This is a genomic window from Paraclostridium tenue, from assembly GCF_039521565.1.
GTDB lineage: Bacteria > Bacillota > Clostridia > Peptostreptococcales > Peptostreptococcaceae > Paraclostridium > Paraclostridium tenue.
In genome coordinates, this window is sequence record NZ_BAAACP010000032.1 from 1 (window position 1) to 13,915 (window position 13,915).

Annotated in this window: 15 protein-coding genes and 1 pseudogene; 15 read left to right on the forward strand and 1 reads right to left on the reverse strand. The window is 27.3% G+C overall.

Going from position 1 to position 13,915, the window contains the following annotated elements; translation table 11 throughout:
- Nucleotides 1–219 precede the first annotated feature (219 nt).
- The 6 genes from ybaK to ABFX13_RS14070 all read left to right on the forward strand — a co-directional run bounded on the left by ybaK (nucleotide 220) and on the right by ABFX13_RS14070 (nucleotide 4,661).
- Complete coding sequence (gene ybaK / locus ABFX13_RS14045) at nucleotides 220–693, forward strand: Cys-tRNA(Pro) deacylase (RefSeq protein ID WP_346047072.1); 474 nt, start codon at nucleotides 220–222, stop codon at nucleotides 691–693.
- 32 nt (nucleotides 694–725) lie between these two features.
- Entirely contained in the window at nucleotides 726–1,343 is a 618-nt protein-coding gene (locus tag ABFX13_RS14050) for a DNA-3-methyladenine glycosylase (protein WP_346047074.1), read from the forward strand.
- 235 nt (nucleotides 1,344–1,578) lie between these two features.
- Entirely contained in the window at nucleotides 1,579–2,418 is an 840-nt protein-coding gene (locus ABFX13_RS14055) for a fumarate hydratase (protein ID WP_346047076.1), read from the forward strand.
- Nucleotides 2,419–2,429: 11 nt separating this feature from the next.
- Complete coding sequence (locus ABFX13_RS14060; protein WP_346047079.1) at nucleotides 2,430–2,960, forward strand: Fe-S-containing hydro-lyase; 531 nt, start codon at nucleotides 2,430–2,432, stop codon at nucleotides 2,958–2,960.
- Nucleotides 2,961–2,992: 32 nt separating this feature from the next.
- Nucleotides 2,993–4,171: an NAD(P)-dependent malic enzyme gene (locus ABFX13_RS14065; RefSeq protein ID WP_346047081.1), complete on the forward strand. Its 1,179-nt coding sequence runs from the start codon at nucleotides 2,993–2,995 to the stop codon at nucleotides 4,169–4,171.
- A 130-nt stretch (nucleotides 4,172–4,301) separates the two neighbouring features.
- Nucleotides 4,302–4,661 (forward strand): hypothetical protein, encoded by a 360-nt coding sequence (locus ABFX13_RS14070; protein WP_346047083.1) that lies wholly within the window; start codon nucleotides 4,302–4,304, stop codon nucleotides 4,659–4,661.
- Nucleotides 4,662–4,718: 57 nt separating this feature from the next.
- Here the strand turns inward: ABFX13_RS14070 and ABFX13_RS14075 are convergent, their stop codons facing one another.
- Nucleotides 4,719–5,561, reverse strand: a complete 843-nt coding sequence (locus ABFX13_RS14075; RefSeq protein ID WP_147548073.1) for a CvfB family protein — start codon at nucleotides 5,559–5,561, stop codon at nucleotides 4,719–4,721.
- A 201-nt stretch (nucleotides 5,562–5,762) separates the two neighbouring features.
- Between ABFX13_RS14075 and ABFX13_RS14080 the strand changes: the two genes are divergently transcribed.
- The 9 genes and pseudogenes from ABFX13_RS14080 (at nucleotide 5,763) to ABFX13_RS14120 (ending at nucleotide 13,746) form a co-directional block, all read left to right on the forward strand.
- A complete protein-coding gene (locus ABFX13_RS14080) occupies nucleotides 5,763–6,497 on the forward strand; it encodes a GntR family transcriptional regulator (RefSeq protein ID WP_346047085.1) in 735 nt (244 codons plus the stop codon).
- Between the two features lie 10 nt (nucleotides 6,498–6,507).
- On the forward strand, nucleotides 6,508–7,635 hold the full coding sequence (gene nagA, locus ABFX13_RS14085) for an N-acetylglucosamine-6-phosphate deacetylase (RefSeq protein WP_346047087.1): 1,128 nt from the start codon (nucleotides 6,508–6,510) through the stop codon (nucleotides 7,633–7,635).
- A gap of 27 nt (nucleotides 7,636–7,662) precedes the next feature.
- Nucleotides 7,663–8,412 (forward strand): glucosamine-6-phosphate deaminase, encoded by a 750-nt coding sequence (gene nagB / locus ABFX13_RS14090; RefSeq protein ID WP_346047090.1) that lies wholly within the window; start codon nucleotides 7,663–7,665, stop codon nucleotides 8,410–8,412.
- A gap of 293 nt (nucleotides 8,413–8,705) precedes the next feature.
- Nucleotides 8,706–9,245 carry a helix-turn-helix domain-containing protein gene (locus tag ABFX13_RS14095; protein ID WP_147548069.1) on the forward strand — a complete coding sequence of 180 codons (540 nt, stop codon included), beginning with the start codon at nucleotides 8,706–8,708 and terminating at the stop codon, nucleotides 9,243–9,245.
- Between the two features lie 18 nt (nucleotides 9,246–9,263).
- Nucleotides 9,264–10,307 carry a spermidine/putrescine ABC transporter ATP-binding protein gene (potA, locus tag ABFX13_RS14100; protein ID WP_346047092.1) on the forward strand — a complete coding sequence of 348 codons (1,044 nt, stop codon included), beginning with the start codon at nucleotides 9,264–9,266 and terminating at the stop codon, nucleotides 10,305–10,307.
- A gap of 2 nt (nucleotides 10,308–10,309) precedes the next feature.
- Complete coding sequence (locus ABFX13_RS14105; RefSeq protein ID WP_147548067.1) at nucleotides 10,310–11,149, forward strand: ABC transporter permease; 840 nt, start codon at nucleotides 10,310–10,312, stop codon at nucleotides 11,147–11,149.
- 98 nt (nucleotides 11,150–11,247) lie between these two features.
- Nucleotides 11,248–11,922 (forward strand): annotated as a pseudogene (locus ABFX13_RS14110) (ABC transporter permease).
- A gap of 1 nt (nucleotide 11,923) precedes the next feature.
- Nucleotides 11,924–12,970 carry an ABC transporter substrate-binding protein gene (locus ABFX13_RS14115; RefSeq protein ID WP_147548065.1) on the forward strand — a complete coding sequence of 349 codons (1,047 nt, stop codon included), beginning with the start codon at nucleotides 11,924–11,926 and terminating at the stop codon, nucleotides 12,968–12,970.
- Between the two features lie 119 nt (nucleotides 12,971–13,089).
- The gene (locus ABFX13_RS14120; RefSeq protein WP_346047096.1) at nucleotides 13,090–13,746 is read left to right on the forward strand and encodes a glycoside hydrolase family 73 protein; all 657 of its coding nucleotides are present in this window, start codon (nucleotides 13,090–13,092) and stop codon (nucleotides 13,744–13,746) included.
- Nucleotides 13,747–13,915: the final 169 nt, after the last annotated feature.

Sequence of the window (13,915 nt, forward strand, 5' to 3'; positions counted from 1 at the left end):
ATTATAAATCTTATATAAAAAATAATTAAATTAATGGAGAGATATAAAAATATTAATTTTGTTAAGTTATATATTGATAAATTAGGAATATAAACTAAAAGTCTACTAAAGTAATAAATTATTTTAGTAGGCTTTTAGTTTATATCAAATTTAATAGAGAATAAAGAGAAAATAAGTATATAATAAATTATATGGTTTATTATAAGGAGAGTGATAAATATGGCAAAAGTAAAAACTAATGCTATGAGAATTTTAGATTCCAAGAAAGTTAAATATAATATGCTTTCATATGATGTATCAGATGATAATGTAGATGGAGTATCAGTGGCAAATAAAATAGGACGAGATGTAAATGAAGTTTATAAAACTTTAGTTACACATGGAACTAGTAAGAATATTTATGTTTATGTAATTCCTGTACATGAAAATTTAGATTTAAAAAAAGCAGCTAAAGTATCAGGTGAAAAGAAGATTGAAATGATACATGTAAGTGATATTAACAAATTAACAGGATATATTAGAGGTGGATGTTCACCTGTTGGAATGAAAAAATTATATAAAACTTTTATAAATAAAACTGCAAAAAATTTAGATACTATAATAGTAAGCGCTGGCAAAATAGGATATCAAATAGAGATAAACCCTATAGATTTACAAAGTGTTATAAATTGTAGTTTTGAAGATATAATATAAACTTTATATAAACTAAGGAAAGTTGGGATAGTATGAATATAGAATTTTTTAGGCAAGATGCTATAACTGTAGCTAGAAACTTGTTGGGTAAATATCTTGTGAGAGAGTATGATGATAAAAAAATTATTACTAAAATAGTTGAAACAGAGGCATACATGGGAATTGAAGATAAAGCAGCTCATGTCTTTGGAGATAGAAGAACTGAAAGGACAGAGCCACTATATCAAGATGGTGGACATATTTATGTTTATTTGATATATGGAATGTATCATTGCTTAAATATTTCAGCTAATATAGAGGGAATACCTGAATGTGTATTGATTAGAGCTATTGAACCTATAAGTGAAATTGATGAAATATCTCAAAATAGATATTCAAAAGATTATAAGGATTTAAGTTCATATCAAAAAAAGAATATTTGTAATGGGCCAGGAAAGCTATGTAAAGCTCTTAAAATTGATAAAAATTTAAATTTTGAAAGTATATTAGGAAATAAACTTTATATAATAGATAATGTTAATTTAGACAATGAAAATAATCAATTTGAAATAATTGAAAGTAAACGTGTAAATATTGATTATGCTGAAGAAGCAAAAGATTATTTATGGAGATATTACATAAAAGATAATAAGCATGTATCTAGAAAATAAAATAAAAAAATTATGATAGGATGTATATAAACCCAAAAGTTGTCCATACTTATAATATAAGAGGTAATTAATCTCCCCCAAAACTTAAAATATCTCTTACAACCATAAAAACTCATATATCCCCAAGAAAGCATATACTTACGGACAGTATGTGCTTTTTTATTGTTAAAATAAATAAAAAATGATAAAGTTTATATATAGTCGAATATAAAGTGGGAAAGTAGGGGTTAAGTTCGTGAGAATTATTAAATCATCAAAAATCACTGAAATAGTAAAAGATCTTTGTATAAAAGCGAATATATACTTAGGTGAAGATGTAAAAAAGTCTATAAAAGAATATGAGTCAAAAGAAAATAATGATTTGGGGAAAAATATTTTGAACATATTAATTAAAAATTGTGAAGTTGCAGAAGAAAAACAAATGCCGATATGTCAAGATACAGGTATGGCAGTGTTTTTTGTACAAATAGGTCAAGATGTACATATTGAAGGTCAAAATTTAACTGAAGCTATAAATGAGGGTGTAAGACAAGGGTATAATGAAGGGTATTTAAGAAAATCTGTAGTCACTCCTATAAGTAGAAATAATACAAAAGATAATACTCCAGCTATAATACACTATGACATAGTTAAAGGAGATAATATAATTATAGAGTTTTCACCAAAAGGTTTTGGAAGCGAAAATATGAGTAGCTTAAAAATGTTAAAGCCTTCAGATGGTGTAAATGGTATAAAAAACTTTATAATTGAAACGGTAAAGCAAGCAGGACCAAATCCATGTCCTCCTATAGTAGTTGGAGTTGGAATTGGTGGTACAGTTGAAAAATGTGCTCAGATAGCTAAAAAATCTTTACTAAGAGATATAGGATTACACAATGAAGATGAAGATATTAGGAACTTAGAATTAGAAATTTTAGAGGAAGTAAATAAATTGGGGATAGGACCTCAAGGATTGGGAGGAAACACAACAGCACTTGCGGTAAACATAGAAACATTTCCTACACATATAGCAGGGCTACCTGTAGTTGTTAACATAAATTGTCATGCATCAAGACATAAAAAAGTCATAATTTAAGGGGAAAAATAATGAAAAGGATAACGGTTCCAATAGGGGATGAAACTATAAAATCACTTAAATGTGGAGATATGATTAGTTTAAGTGGTGTAATTTATACAGCTAGAGATGCTGCTCATCAAAGATTAATAAATTGTATAAATGGAGAAAAAAAGTTGCCATTTGATTTAAGAGGACAAGCTATATATTATGTTGGCCCAACTCCTAATAAAGAAGGGCAAGTTATTGGATCAGCAGGACCTACAACAAGTTATAGAATGGATGATTTAACAACCCCTTTACTAGATAGGGGATTAAAATTAATGATAGGTAAAGGTAAAAGGAATCAATCTGTTATAGAATCAATGAAGAAAAATAAATGTGTATACTTAGCAGCTATAGGTGGTGCAGGAGCTTATATATCAAACTCTATAAAAAAGTCAGAAATAATAGCATATGAAGATTTAGGGGCTGAGGCTATTAGAAAGCTAGAAGTAAAAGATTTATTATTAATAGTTGCTATAGATTGTAATGGTAACAATATTTATGAATTAAATAAATAATTTAAAATCAATATATGAAAGAGGGCATTATAATGAGTAAAAATTATTCAGAATTAGCACTAGAAGTACATGAGAAGAACAAAGGAAAGATTACTGTTTGTAGTAAATTAAAAGTGGAAAATAAAGATGATTTATCAATAGCATACACTCCAGGGGTTGCAGCACCTTGTGTTGAAATATCTAAAGATGAAAGTTTAGCATATAAATATACTTCTAAGGGTAATATGGTAGCTGTAGTAAGTGATGGAACAGCAGTACTTGGATTGGGGGATATAGGTGCTAGTGCATCTATACCTGTAATGGAAGGTAAAGCTATATTATTTAAAGAGTTTGCTGGAGTTGATGCATTTCCTATATGTTTAAATACTAAGAATGTTGATGAAATAGTACATACTGTAAAATTAATGGAACCAGTATTTGGAGGTGTAAACTTAGAAGATATAAGTGCTCCAAGATGTTTTGAAATAGAAGAAAAGTTAAAAAAAGAATTAAATATTCCAGTATTTCATGATGACCAACATGGTACAGCTATAGTGTTAGCAGCAGCTATAATAAATTCATTAAAACTAATAAATAAAAAAATAGAAGACCTTGAAATAGTCATAAATGGACCAGGAGCAGCAGGATTGGCTATAACTAAAATGTTACTTAGTATGGGAGTTAAAAATATTGTTTTATGCGGGTTAAATGGAGCGCTAGAAGAAAATATGCAAGATTTAAACTGGGCTCAAAGAGATATATTAAATGTAACTAATATACATAATGAAAAAGGATTATTGTTAGATGTTATAAAAAATAAAGATGTATTTATAGGGGTTTCGGGACCTAATTGCGTTACAAAAGAAATGGTTGCATCAATGAATGAAAAATCTATAATATTAGCTATGGCTAATCCTACTCCAGAGATAATGCCAGATTTAGCTAAAGAAGCAGGAGCTTATATAGTAGGTACAGGTAGAAGTGATTTTCCAAACCAAGTAAACAATGTATTAGCTTTTCCTGGAATATTTAGAGGGGCATTAGATGTTAGAGCAAGTGAAATAAATGAAGAAATGAAAATAGCAGCAGCTAAAGCTATAGCAAATTCTATAAAAAAGGAAGACTTGAACGCAGAAAATATTTTGCCTAAATCATTTAATAAAGATGTAGCTAAAAATGTAGCTGAAGCTGTAAAAGAAGCTGCAATAAAAACTGGAGTAGCTAGAATATAAAACTATAAGCTAACTAGAACTCTTTTTATATTATAATCAAATATGGTATACTTTAAATATCTTACTATAATTCTAATATTAAGTTTATTTAGGATTAGAAAAATAATTTTAAATAATTATGGAGAAGACTATGAAGAAAAAATATTTGATTATATTATTAATTTTTATTGTTTTAGCTTTAATAATATTTTATATAAATAAGAATAAAGAGCATGAAATAAAAAAACATGAAGATACAAAATATACTAAAAATATAGAGCCTATATCAAAAGAAACAGCGCTAAAAGTTTTAAAATCGCAGTATGGAAATCGAGTAGTCAATACTAAAGAAGATATAAAGCAAGTTGGAGATGAATATGTAGTAGATGTGCGTGTAAGACTAGATGAGCATGAAGACGAATCTTTAGAAGAAGATAATCATGTTCATGAACAAAGTATGGGTAAACATCAAATAAATATTTTCACAGGAGAATTAACAAAATCTAATTAAAAATAATTTATTTAAATTAAAATATAAAAGAGTATGGGTATCCATACTCTTTTTATATTAAACTAAACGAGTTCCTTCCTCATCTTGAGTAATTAGTCCTTTTTTCATAAGTATACCTAATGTACGCTTGAAGTTTTTCTTACTACAGTTAAATACAGATGCTATATCAGATGGATCTGATTTATCATTATAAGGCATGAAACCTCTAGATGCATTGTTTAAATGATTTATGATTTTTTCTTCTAATTCATTTAATTCTTGAGATCTTTCTTGTCTTGGAGTAAGGCCTAATTTTCCATCCTCATAAACTTTAATTACTTTTAAGTTTAATTTATCTCCTATATTAAGTTTTGTAAAGTATTCATTGTGAAGTATAACTCCATCAAACTTATTATCTACGCAAACCATAGCACTGTCATTAGTTTGGAAACCATAAACAACACCTGTAACTGCATCTCCAACTTTATAGTTGGAATCTGTAGATAAATGATCTTCTATTTTAGTAGTAGCAGCAATTCTTTCAGACTTATCTAAGTATAAGTAGAATAAATATTTACCACCTTTTTTTATTTCATAGTGCTTAGCACTAAAAGGAACTAAGATATCTTTTTCTAATCCTATATTTATAAAGTAACCTATTTTAGTTGCATCTACAACTTCAAAATAACCTATTTCATTTACCTTACCTAAAGGAGGATTTAAAGTAGCAGCTAATTTGTCTTTTGAATCTCTGTATACAAATGCATTAACTTCATCTCCAGGTATTAAAACTTCGTAATTAGTAAATTTTCTATGCATGAAAATATCATCTTTAGTATTTCCTGTTTTAGCATCCAAAAAAAATCCGAAATCAGCTTTTCTAGCTATAGTTAATTTATTGAAATCACCTATTTTTATCAATGTAATTCACCTCTTTATTTAATATTACAAAATATATATTCTATTATAATACCATATTTATGGGTATCTTATAAATAAATTGTAATATATATAAATTTTTATAATAAAGTAATATAAAATATTGAAGCAATATTTAAATAATAGTATAATTGGTATATACCAAAATTGGTATATACCATAAACAAAAGAGTGGTGAACTATATGAAATTAGTAGATAAAAACAGTCAAACTCCATTTCATATACAACTTATGAATATAATAAGAGATATGATTGATTCAGGAGAACTTAAGCCTGGAGATTCTATAATGCCGGAACGAGAGTTATGCACTATTCAAAATGTAAGTAGAATGACAGTAAATAAGGCTATAGTAAATTTAGTTAATGAAGGTTTTTTATATAGAGTACAAGGCAAGGGAACTTTCGTATCTGTTATAAAACAAAGGAATAGGTTTTCCAGTGTACGAGGATTTACAGAAGTAATGAAGGAAAAAGGAATTCATATAAAAACAGATATATTATTCTTTGAAGAAGCTAAGCAAGATGAGTACATAAGAAAAGAATTAAAAATAAAAAATGAAAATGAGATGATATATAAGATTGGAAGGCTAAGGTATATAGAAAATGACCCATTTGGTTTAGAAATAAGTTATATACCAAAGAGCATGTGTGAAAATTTGAAAAAAGATTTAGAAACTAATAATTCACTATATTCAATACTTAGTGAGAATTATAGTTATAAGATGAAAAGAGCTGAACAAATAATAGAACCAATAATGCTTAATAAGCAAGAGGCAAACCTTTTAAAGCAAATTAAAGGAACTTTAGCTCTTAAATTAAAAAGAACTTCTTATATAGAGGAGGATATACCTATTGAATATACGATATCTATATTTAGAAGTGATAAGTACCAATATGAAATATCATTAAATGCATAGGGGGATAAAAATGAAAGCTATAATTAATGGGAGAATACTTTTAAGAAATGAGATATTAGAAAATAAGGTGTTAGTATTTGATGAGAAAATATTAGATATAACTGACGAGGTACCAAAAAATTGTGAGATTATAGATGTAAATCAAAAGTTAGTATCACCAGGATTAATAGATATACACATACATGGGAATATGGGAAAAGATACTATGGAAGGTACAGATGAAGCTATAGATACTATATCTAAGTCAGTTGCTAGACATGGAGTTACTTCATATTTACCTACGACTATGACTATGGATGAAGAATCTATAGTTAAAGCACTTGATTCAATAAAAAGAGGAATGAATAGAAAAGTAAATGGAGCAAAGATATTAGGGGCTCATTTAGAGGGACCTTTTATAAATAAAATTTACAAGGGTGCTCAAAATGAAAGTTATATTGCAAATCCTAGTTATGAATTTGTAAAAAAATATGAAGATGTAATAAAAGTTATAACATATGCTCCAGAAGAAGATAAAGATTTTAAGTTTACTAAAGATATAAAGAAAAATACAAATATTGTTTTATCTATAGGACATAGTGCTGCAACATTTGTAGAAGCAAGAGATGCAATAAGATTAGGGGCTACAAACATAACACATACATTTAATGGAATGACCGGTTTAAATCATAGAGATCCAGGTGTTGTAGGAGCTGCACTTACTACAGATGCTTACTGTGAATTTATATGTGATACTATACACATAACAAAAGATTTATTCCAATTTATATTAGATAGTAAAAGTAAAGATAAAGTTATATTAATAACTGATTCTATGGAAGCCGGTGGATTAGAAGATGGAACTTATAGCTTAGGAGGTCAAGCGGTTATAGTAAAAGATGGAGCTGCAAGGCTAGAAAGCGGATCATTAGCAGGAAGTGTTTCAAGTTTAAATAATATGGTTAGAAATTTCTATGAAAATACTAACTTAAAAATAAATGAAGCTGTGCATTTAGCTTCACTTAACCCAGCAAGATCTTTAAGAATAGATGATAGGAAGGGAAGTTTAGATATAGGTAAAGATGCGGATATATCTATATTTGATGAAAATTTAAACTGTCATATGACTATTTCAAGTGGGGAAATAATATTTAAGTAAAATATGCATAAAAAGTGGAGGGTGAATATGAGAATATTAGTTTGTAAAAATTATGATGAAATGAGTAAAAAAGCTGCTCAAATAATTTCAAGTCAAGTTATATTAAAATCAGATTCTATATTAGGGTTAGCTACAGGTAGTACTCCTATAGGAATGTATAAAAACTTAGTTGATATGTACAATAAAGGGGAAATAGATTTTAGTGAAGTAAAAACATTTAACTTAGATGAATACTATCAATTACCAAAAGATAATATTCAAAGTTACTATTATTTCATGCACAAAAATTTATTTAATCATATAAATATAAAAAAAGAGAATATAAACATACCAAATGGTATGAATAAAGATGTTGAAATTGAATGTGCTAATTATGATGAAGCCATAAGAAAAATTGGTGGAGTTGATATACAGGTATTAGGAATAGGAAATAATGCACATATAGGATTTAATGAACCAAATGATGCATTTATTAAAAATACACATTTAGTTGATTTAAAAGAGTCTACAATAGAAGCTAATTCAAGATTTTTTGATTCTATTGATGATGTTCCTAAAAAAGCTGTGACAATGGGAATAGGGTCAATATTTGCATCTAAAAAAATAATGTTATTAGCATCAGGAGAAGGTAAAGCAGAAGCTGTTTATAATACTGTATATGGAGATGTTACTCCTCAAGTTCCATCATCTATTTTAAAATTCCATAATGATGTAATTTTAATAATAGATGAAGCTGCTGCTACAAAATTAAATAAAGAAGATTATAAGTTAATATAATTTTAAATAATAAAAACCTGCTATATAGTAGGTTTTTATTATTTTGTAAATTAAAAAACTAAATAAAATTTAAAAATTAGAGATACTAAACTTTATAAATATTAATATAAACATCAAAAAAATAAAAAATCTATGAAAGGTTTGAAATCTTAGGCTTTTAAAGTTATAAAAAGAAGTGAAAAAATTCAAAAAAAGTATTGAAATATATATATGGATTTTATATAATATGATTTGTTGTTTAGAAATTTTAAACAAAAGGTTTAGTAAAAATGAGTGAAATTAGGAGGTGGACCATGGATATAGGTGAAAAAATAAAGAGATTAAGAATTGAAAAACAGCTAACTCAAGAAGAATTAGCAAACAGATGTGAACTTTCTAAAGGATTTATATCTCAATTAGAAAATAATTTAACATCACCATCCATTGCTACACTTATAGATATATTAGAAATTTTGGGGACTAACCTTAAAGAGTTTTTTAATGAAATGGACAATGAAAAAATTTGTTTCACTAAAGAAGATATGTTTGAAACAGAAGATGAAGATTTGAAATATACTTTCAAGTGGTTGGTTCCAAACTCTCAAAAAAATGAGATGGAACCAATAATAATAACTTTATCGCCAGGAGGACAATATAAAGAAGAAAAGCCTCATGAAGGTGAAGAGTTTGGATACGTACTAGCAGGTTCTATATATTTACATATAGGAGATAAAAAGAATAAGGTTAGAAAAGGTGAGAGTTTTTATTTTAAACCTAGAGCTAATCACTATATATCAAATGCTGGAAAAACGGAAGCTAGAGTTATTTGGGTGAGTACACCACCATCATTTTAATTGAAAGAGGTGATATATTTGTTAGAAAATATAATAGAGCTAAGAAACTTATCTAAAAGATATGGAGATAATCAAGTTTTAGATAATTTAAGTTTGGATATAAAAAAGAATGAATTTTTAACATTATTAGGACCAAGTGGGTGTGGAAAAACTACAACACTTAAAATAATAGCAGGATTTGAATATGCCGATGAAGGTAAGGTGTTATTTGAAGAACATGATATTACAGATATACCGCCTTATGAAAGACAAATAAATACAGTATTCCAAAAGTATGCATTATTCCCTCATATGAATATATATGAAAATATTGCCTTTGGTCTTAAAATAAAAAAAATGCCTAAAGATGAAATAGATAAAAAGGTAAAAGAAATGCTAAAACTAGTTGCGCTTGAGGGATTTGAAAACAGACAAGTAGAATCTTTAAGTGGAGGACAACAACAAAGGGTGGCAATAGCAAGAGCTTTAGTAAATGAACCAAAAGTTTTATTATTAGATGAGCCATTAGGAGCTCTAGATTTAAAATTAAGAAAAGAAATGCAAATTGAGCTTAAAAAAATACAAAAGAAACTAGGAATAACATTTATATTTGTAACTCATGACCAAGAAGAAGCCCTTACTATGTCTGATAAGATAATAGTAATGAACAAAGGTAAGATACAGCAAATGGGTACTCCACAAGATATTTACAATGAGCCTGAGAATGCATTTGTAGCAAGGTTTATAGGAGAAAGTAATATATTTGATGGAGTTATGTTAGATGATTATTTAGTTGAATTTTGTTCAAAGAAATTTAAATGTGTAGATAAAGATTTTGAAAAGAACGAAAATATTGAAGTTGTTATAAGACCAGAAGATATAAAAATGGTAGAACCAGAAAAAGGAATGTTAAAAGGAAAAGTTACATCTGTATTATTTAAAGGTGTTCATTATGAAATTGAAGTTAATGAAAACGGAAGAAAGTGGATATTACACAATACGCAAAGTGCTCAAGTTGGAAGTGAGCTAGGATTAGATATATATCCAGAAGATATTCATATAATGAGAAAAGTGAGTGAATAGATATGAAGAAAAATAAATCTTTTCTTGCTTATCCATATATAATATGGAGTGCATTATTCATAGTAATACCTTTAATACTTATGGTGGCTTTTAGTTTTACTACAGAAGGTGGAAATAAACTTGTATTTTCTTTAAATAACTATCAAAGGTTAATGAACCCTATTTATTTAAAGGTATTTTTACGTTCAATAATTTTAGCTGGAGCATCTACTATAATATGTTTATTAGTAGGTTATCCTGTTGCGTATATAATATCTAAAGCTCATATAAGCAAAAGAAACACGTTAATATTATTATTTATACTTCCAATGTGGATGAACTTCCTTTTAAGAACTTATGCATGGGTTGCTATTTTAGGTAAAAATGGAATACTAAATTCTTTCTTAGGATTATTTGGAATAGAGCCTGTAACATTACTTTATACAAATTTTGCAATATTACTTGGAATGGTTTATAACTTTTTACCATTTATGGTACTACCTATATATACATCACTATCAAAGATGGATAATGACTTAATAAATGCAGCTAAAGATTTAGGAGCAAATAGCTTTCAAGTGTTTACTAAAGTTATATTTCCATTAAGTATACCTGGAGTTGTATCAGGTATAACTATGGTATTTATGCCAGCAGTAACTACATTTGCAATATCTAGATTACTAGGTGGTGGTAAATTTATGTTACTAGGTGATTTAATAGAACAACAATTTACAGTAGTTGGAGACTGGAACTTTGGATCGGCTATATCTATATTTATGATGATAATAATTTTAATTTCTATGGCTATTATGTCTAGATTTGAAGATGACAGTGATAAGGAAGGCGGTGGGTTATTATTTTAAAGAAGTTAGCATCTAATATATATCTAACGCTAGTATTTTTATTCTTATATGCTCCAATAATGGCGTTAGCAGTATTTTCATTTAATGATTCTAAATCTATGGCCCACTGGGGTGGATTTACATTTAAATGGTATAAACAACTTATCCATAATGATAGTATAATGAATGCACTATATTACACAATAGTAGTAGCTATAATATCTTCTATAATAGCTACTATAGTAGGAACTATAAGTGCAATTGGAATACACAAAATGAGAGGTAAAGGAAGAAAATTAATTTTAAATATAAATTATTTACCCGTATTAAATCCAGATATAGTTACAGCTGTAGCATTAATGAGTTTATTTGTATTTTTAAACTTAGAATTTGGGTTTATGACTATGTTATTATCTCATATAATGTTTAGTATACCTTATGTAATACTATCAGTACTTCCTAAGATAAAACAACTTCCTCAAAATATTGAAGAAGCAGCAATGGATTTAGGAGCAACACCGATGTATGCACTAAGAAAAGTTGTACTACCTCAAATAAAACCAGGTATAGTATCAGGTTTTTTGATTGCATTTACTATGTCAATAGATGACTTTATAATAAGTTTCTTTAATACAGGAAATGGAGTTAGTAATCTTTCAATAGAGATATATTGAATGGCAAGAAGAGGTATAAAACCAGAAATAAATGCATTATCTACAATAATGTTTACTGTGGTATTAATATTATTATTAATATCAAATAAAAAACAGTCTATAGTAAGGGGTGATAAATAATATGAAATTAAAAAAAATATCAGTACTAATTACTATAGGAGCTTTAGTAACGTCTATGCTTACTGGATGTGGAGCTACGGATTCTAAAAAAGTTTTAAATGTATATAATGTCGGAGATTATATAGATGAAAGTCTTATACCTATATTTGAAAAAAGAACAGGTATAAAAGTACAATATGAAACTTATGACACAAATGAGATGATGTATCAAAAAGTTAAAAGTGGAAGTACAAACTATGATTTAATATTTCCATCAGATTATATGGTAGAAAAAATGAAAAAAGAAGGTCTACTTCAAAAAATAGATTTTAAAAATATACCTAATATAAAATATATAGATAAAAGTTTTATGAGTCCTGTATATGATAAAGATAGTGCATATAGTGTGCCTTATATGTGGGGAACATTCGGAATTTTATACAATAAAAAGCTGGTACATGAAAAAGTTGATAGTTGGGATATATTGTGGAACCCAAAATATAAAGGTAATATAATGATGCTTGACTCAGTAAGAGATACACTGGGAATAGCACTAAAAAAACTTGGATACAGCATGAATACAACTAATCCTAAAGAGATAAAAGAAGCTATGAAAGAGCTAATGAAACAAAAAGATTTAGTATTAGCATATGTAAATGATGAAGGTAAAGATAGACTTTTAGGAGAAGAAGCTGCTATGGGTATAATATATTCAGGAGATGCAGTTACATTGATGGAACAAAATCCTAATTTAGCATATGCAATTCCTAAAGAAGGAACTAATAAGTGGGTTGATGCTATGGCAATACCAAAAACAGCTGAAAATAAAAAAGAAGCTGAAATGTTTATAAATTTCTTATTAGATCCAGAGATTGCAAAAATAAATGCTGAATATATTGGATATTCTACTCCTAATATAGGCGCGTTAGAATTATTAGACCCAGAAGTTACAAAAAATCAAGTAGCATATCCTTCTAAGGATGTAATGAAAAAAACAGAAACTTTTAGAGATTTAGGAAACAAGATAAGATTGTATGATGAAGCATGGATACAGTTAAAATCAAAATAGATAAAATAAAAACTCACTTATTTAAAGTGAGTTTTTATTTTTGTAAAAAATACTTGATTATTTTAAATAAAGAATATAATTAATGTTATATAATATTAATTATAAAAGTGGAGGAGTATATGGGGAAAATAAAAAGAAATTTCATTAAAAGAAAATTAAGGCTTAAGCCTAGAACCAAAAAAAAATTAGTTAAAAAATTAAAAAAAATAATTATAATAACTTGTATAATTTCTAGTATTTACATATGTATAGATATCAATAAGTATGAAGAAGGAACTATAACTAGAGAAGATATATCAGTAGACAAAGAAAAATTTGAATTTATAAAAACGATTGAAAGTGAAGCTAAAAAAAGCTATAAAAAGTATGGAATATTACCATCCATAACAGTGGGGCAAGCTATACTAGAGTCAGGTTGGGGGCAATCAGAATTAACGAAAAATAGTAATAATTTATTTGGTATAAAGTCAGATGAGAGTTGGAATGGAAAGAGCATTGAAGTTAACACTACAGAAAATTACAGCGATACAGTCAAAGCTAAATTTAGAAAGTATGATTCTATAGAAGAATCTATAAAAGATCATGCTAAATTTTTAAAAGAAAATAAAAGATACAAACAGCATGGTTTATTTGAAGGTAATGATTACAAGGCACAAGCACAATCATTAGAAAATGCAGGGTATAGTACTAAAAAGAATCAAAATGGAGAGTTAATATATGCAGATATGTTAATTGATTTAATCGAAAGGTATAATTTATTTTTAATGGATAAATAAAATTTATAAAAAAGTGTTGACTTATAAAAATTATAATGATATTATTATACATGTGCTCAAGATAAGCACAAAGAACTTTGAAAATTAAACAGTAGGTTAATTATAAAAATTCTTTTTAAAGAATTAAACAACAAACAACCAAGCCAGATATTCAGATAATGATAGCTGA

Excerpts from the sequence above, each read along its gene's own strand:
- ABFX13_RS14070 (WP_346047083.1), top strand. The coding sequence starts at position 4,302 with ATGAAGAAAAAATATTTGATTATATTATTAATTTTTATTGTTTTAGCT.
- ABFX13_RS14105 (WP_147548067.1), top strand. The coding sequence starts at position 10,310 with ATGAAGAAAAATAAATCTTTTCTTGCTTATCCATATATAATATGGAGT.
- ybaK (WP_346047072.1), top strand. The coding sequence starts at position 220 with ATGGCAAAAGTAAAAACTAATGCTATGAGAATTTTAGATTCCAAGAAA.
- ABFX13_RS14080 (WP_346047085.1), top strand. The coding sequence starts at position 5,763 with ATGAAATTAGTAGATAAAAACAGTCAAACTCCATTTCATATACAACTT.
- ABFX13_RS14065 (WP_346047081.1), top strand. The coding sequence starts at position 2,993 with ATGAGTAAAAATTATTCAGAATTAGCACTAGAAGTACATGAGAAGAAC.
- ABFX13_RS14115 (WP_147548065.1), top strand. The coding sequence starts at position 11,924 with ATGAAATTAAAAAAAATATCAGTACTAATTACTATAGGAGCTTTAGTA.
- ABFX13_RS14050 (WP_346047074.1), top strand. The coding sequence starts at position 726 with ATGAATATAGAATTTTTTAGGCAAGATGCTATAACTGTAGCTAGAAAC.
- nagA (WP_346047087.1), top strand. The coding sequence starts at position 6,508 with ATGAAAGCTATAATTAATGGGAGAATACTTTTAAGAAATGAGATATTA.
- ABFX13_RS14060 (WP_346047079.1), top strand. The coding sequence starts at position 2,430 with ATGAAAAGGATAACGGTTCCAATAGGGGATGAAACTATAAAATCACTT.
- nagB (WP_346047090.1), top strand. The coding sequence starts at position 7,663 with ATGAGAATATTAGTTTGTAAAAATTATGATGAAATGAGTAAAAAAGCT.
- ABFX13_RS14120 (WP_346047096.1), top strand. The coding sequence starts at position 13,090 with ATGGGGAAAATAAAAAGAAATTTCATTAAAAGAAAATTAAGGCTTAAG.
- ABFX13_RS14095 (WP_147548069.1), top strand. The coding sequence starts at position 8,706 with ATGGATATAGGTGAAAAAATAAAGAGATTAAGAATTGAAAAACAGCTA.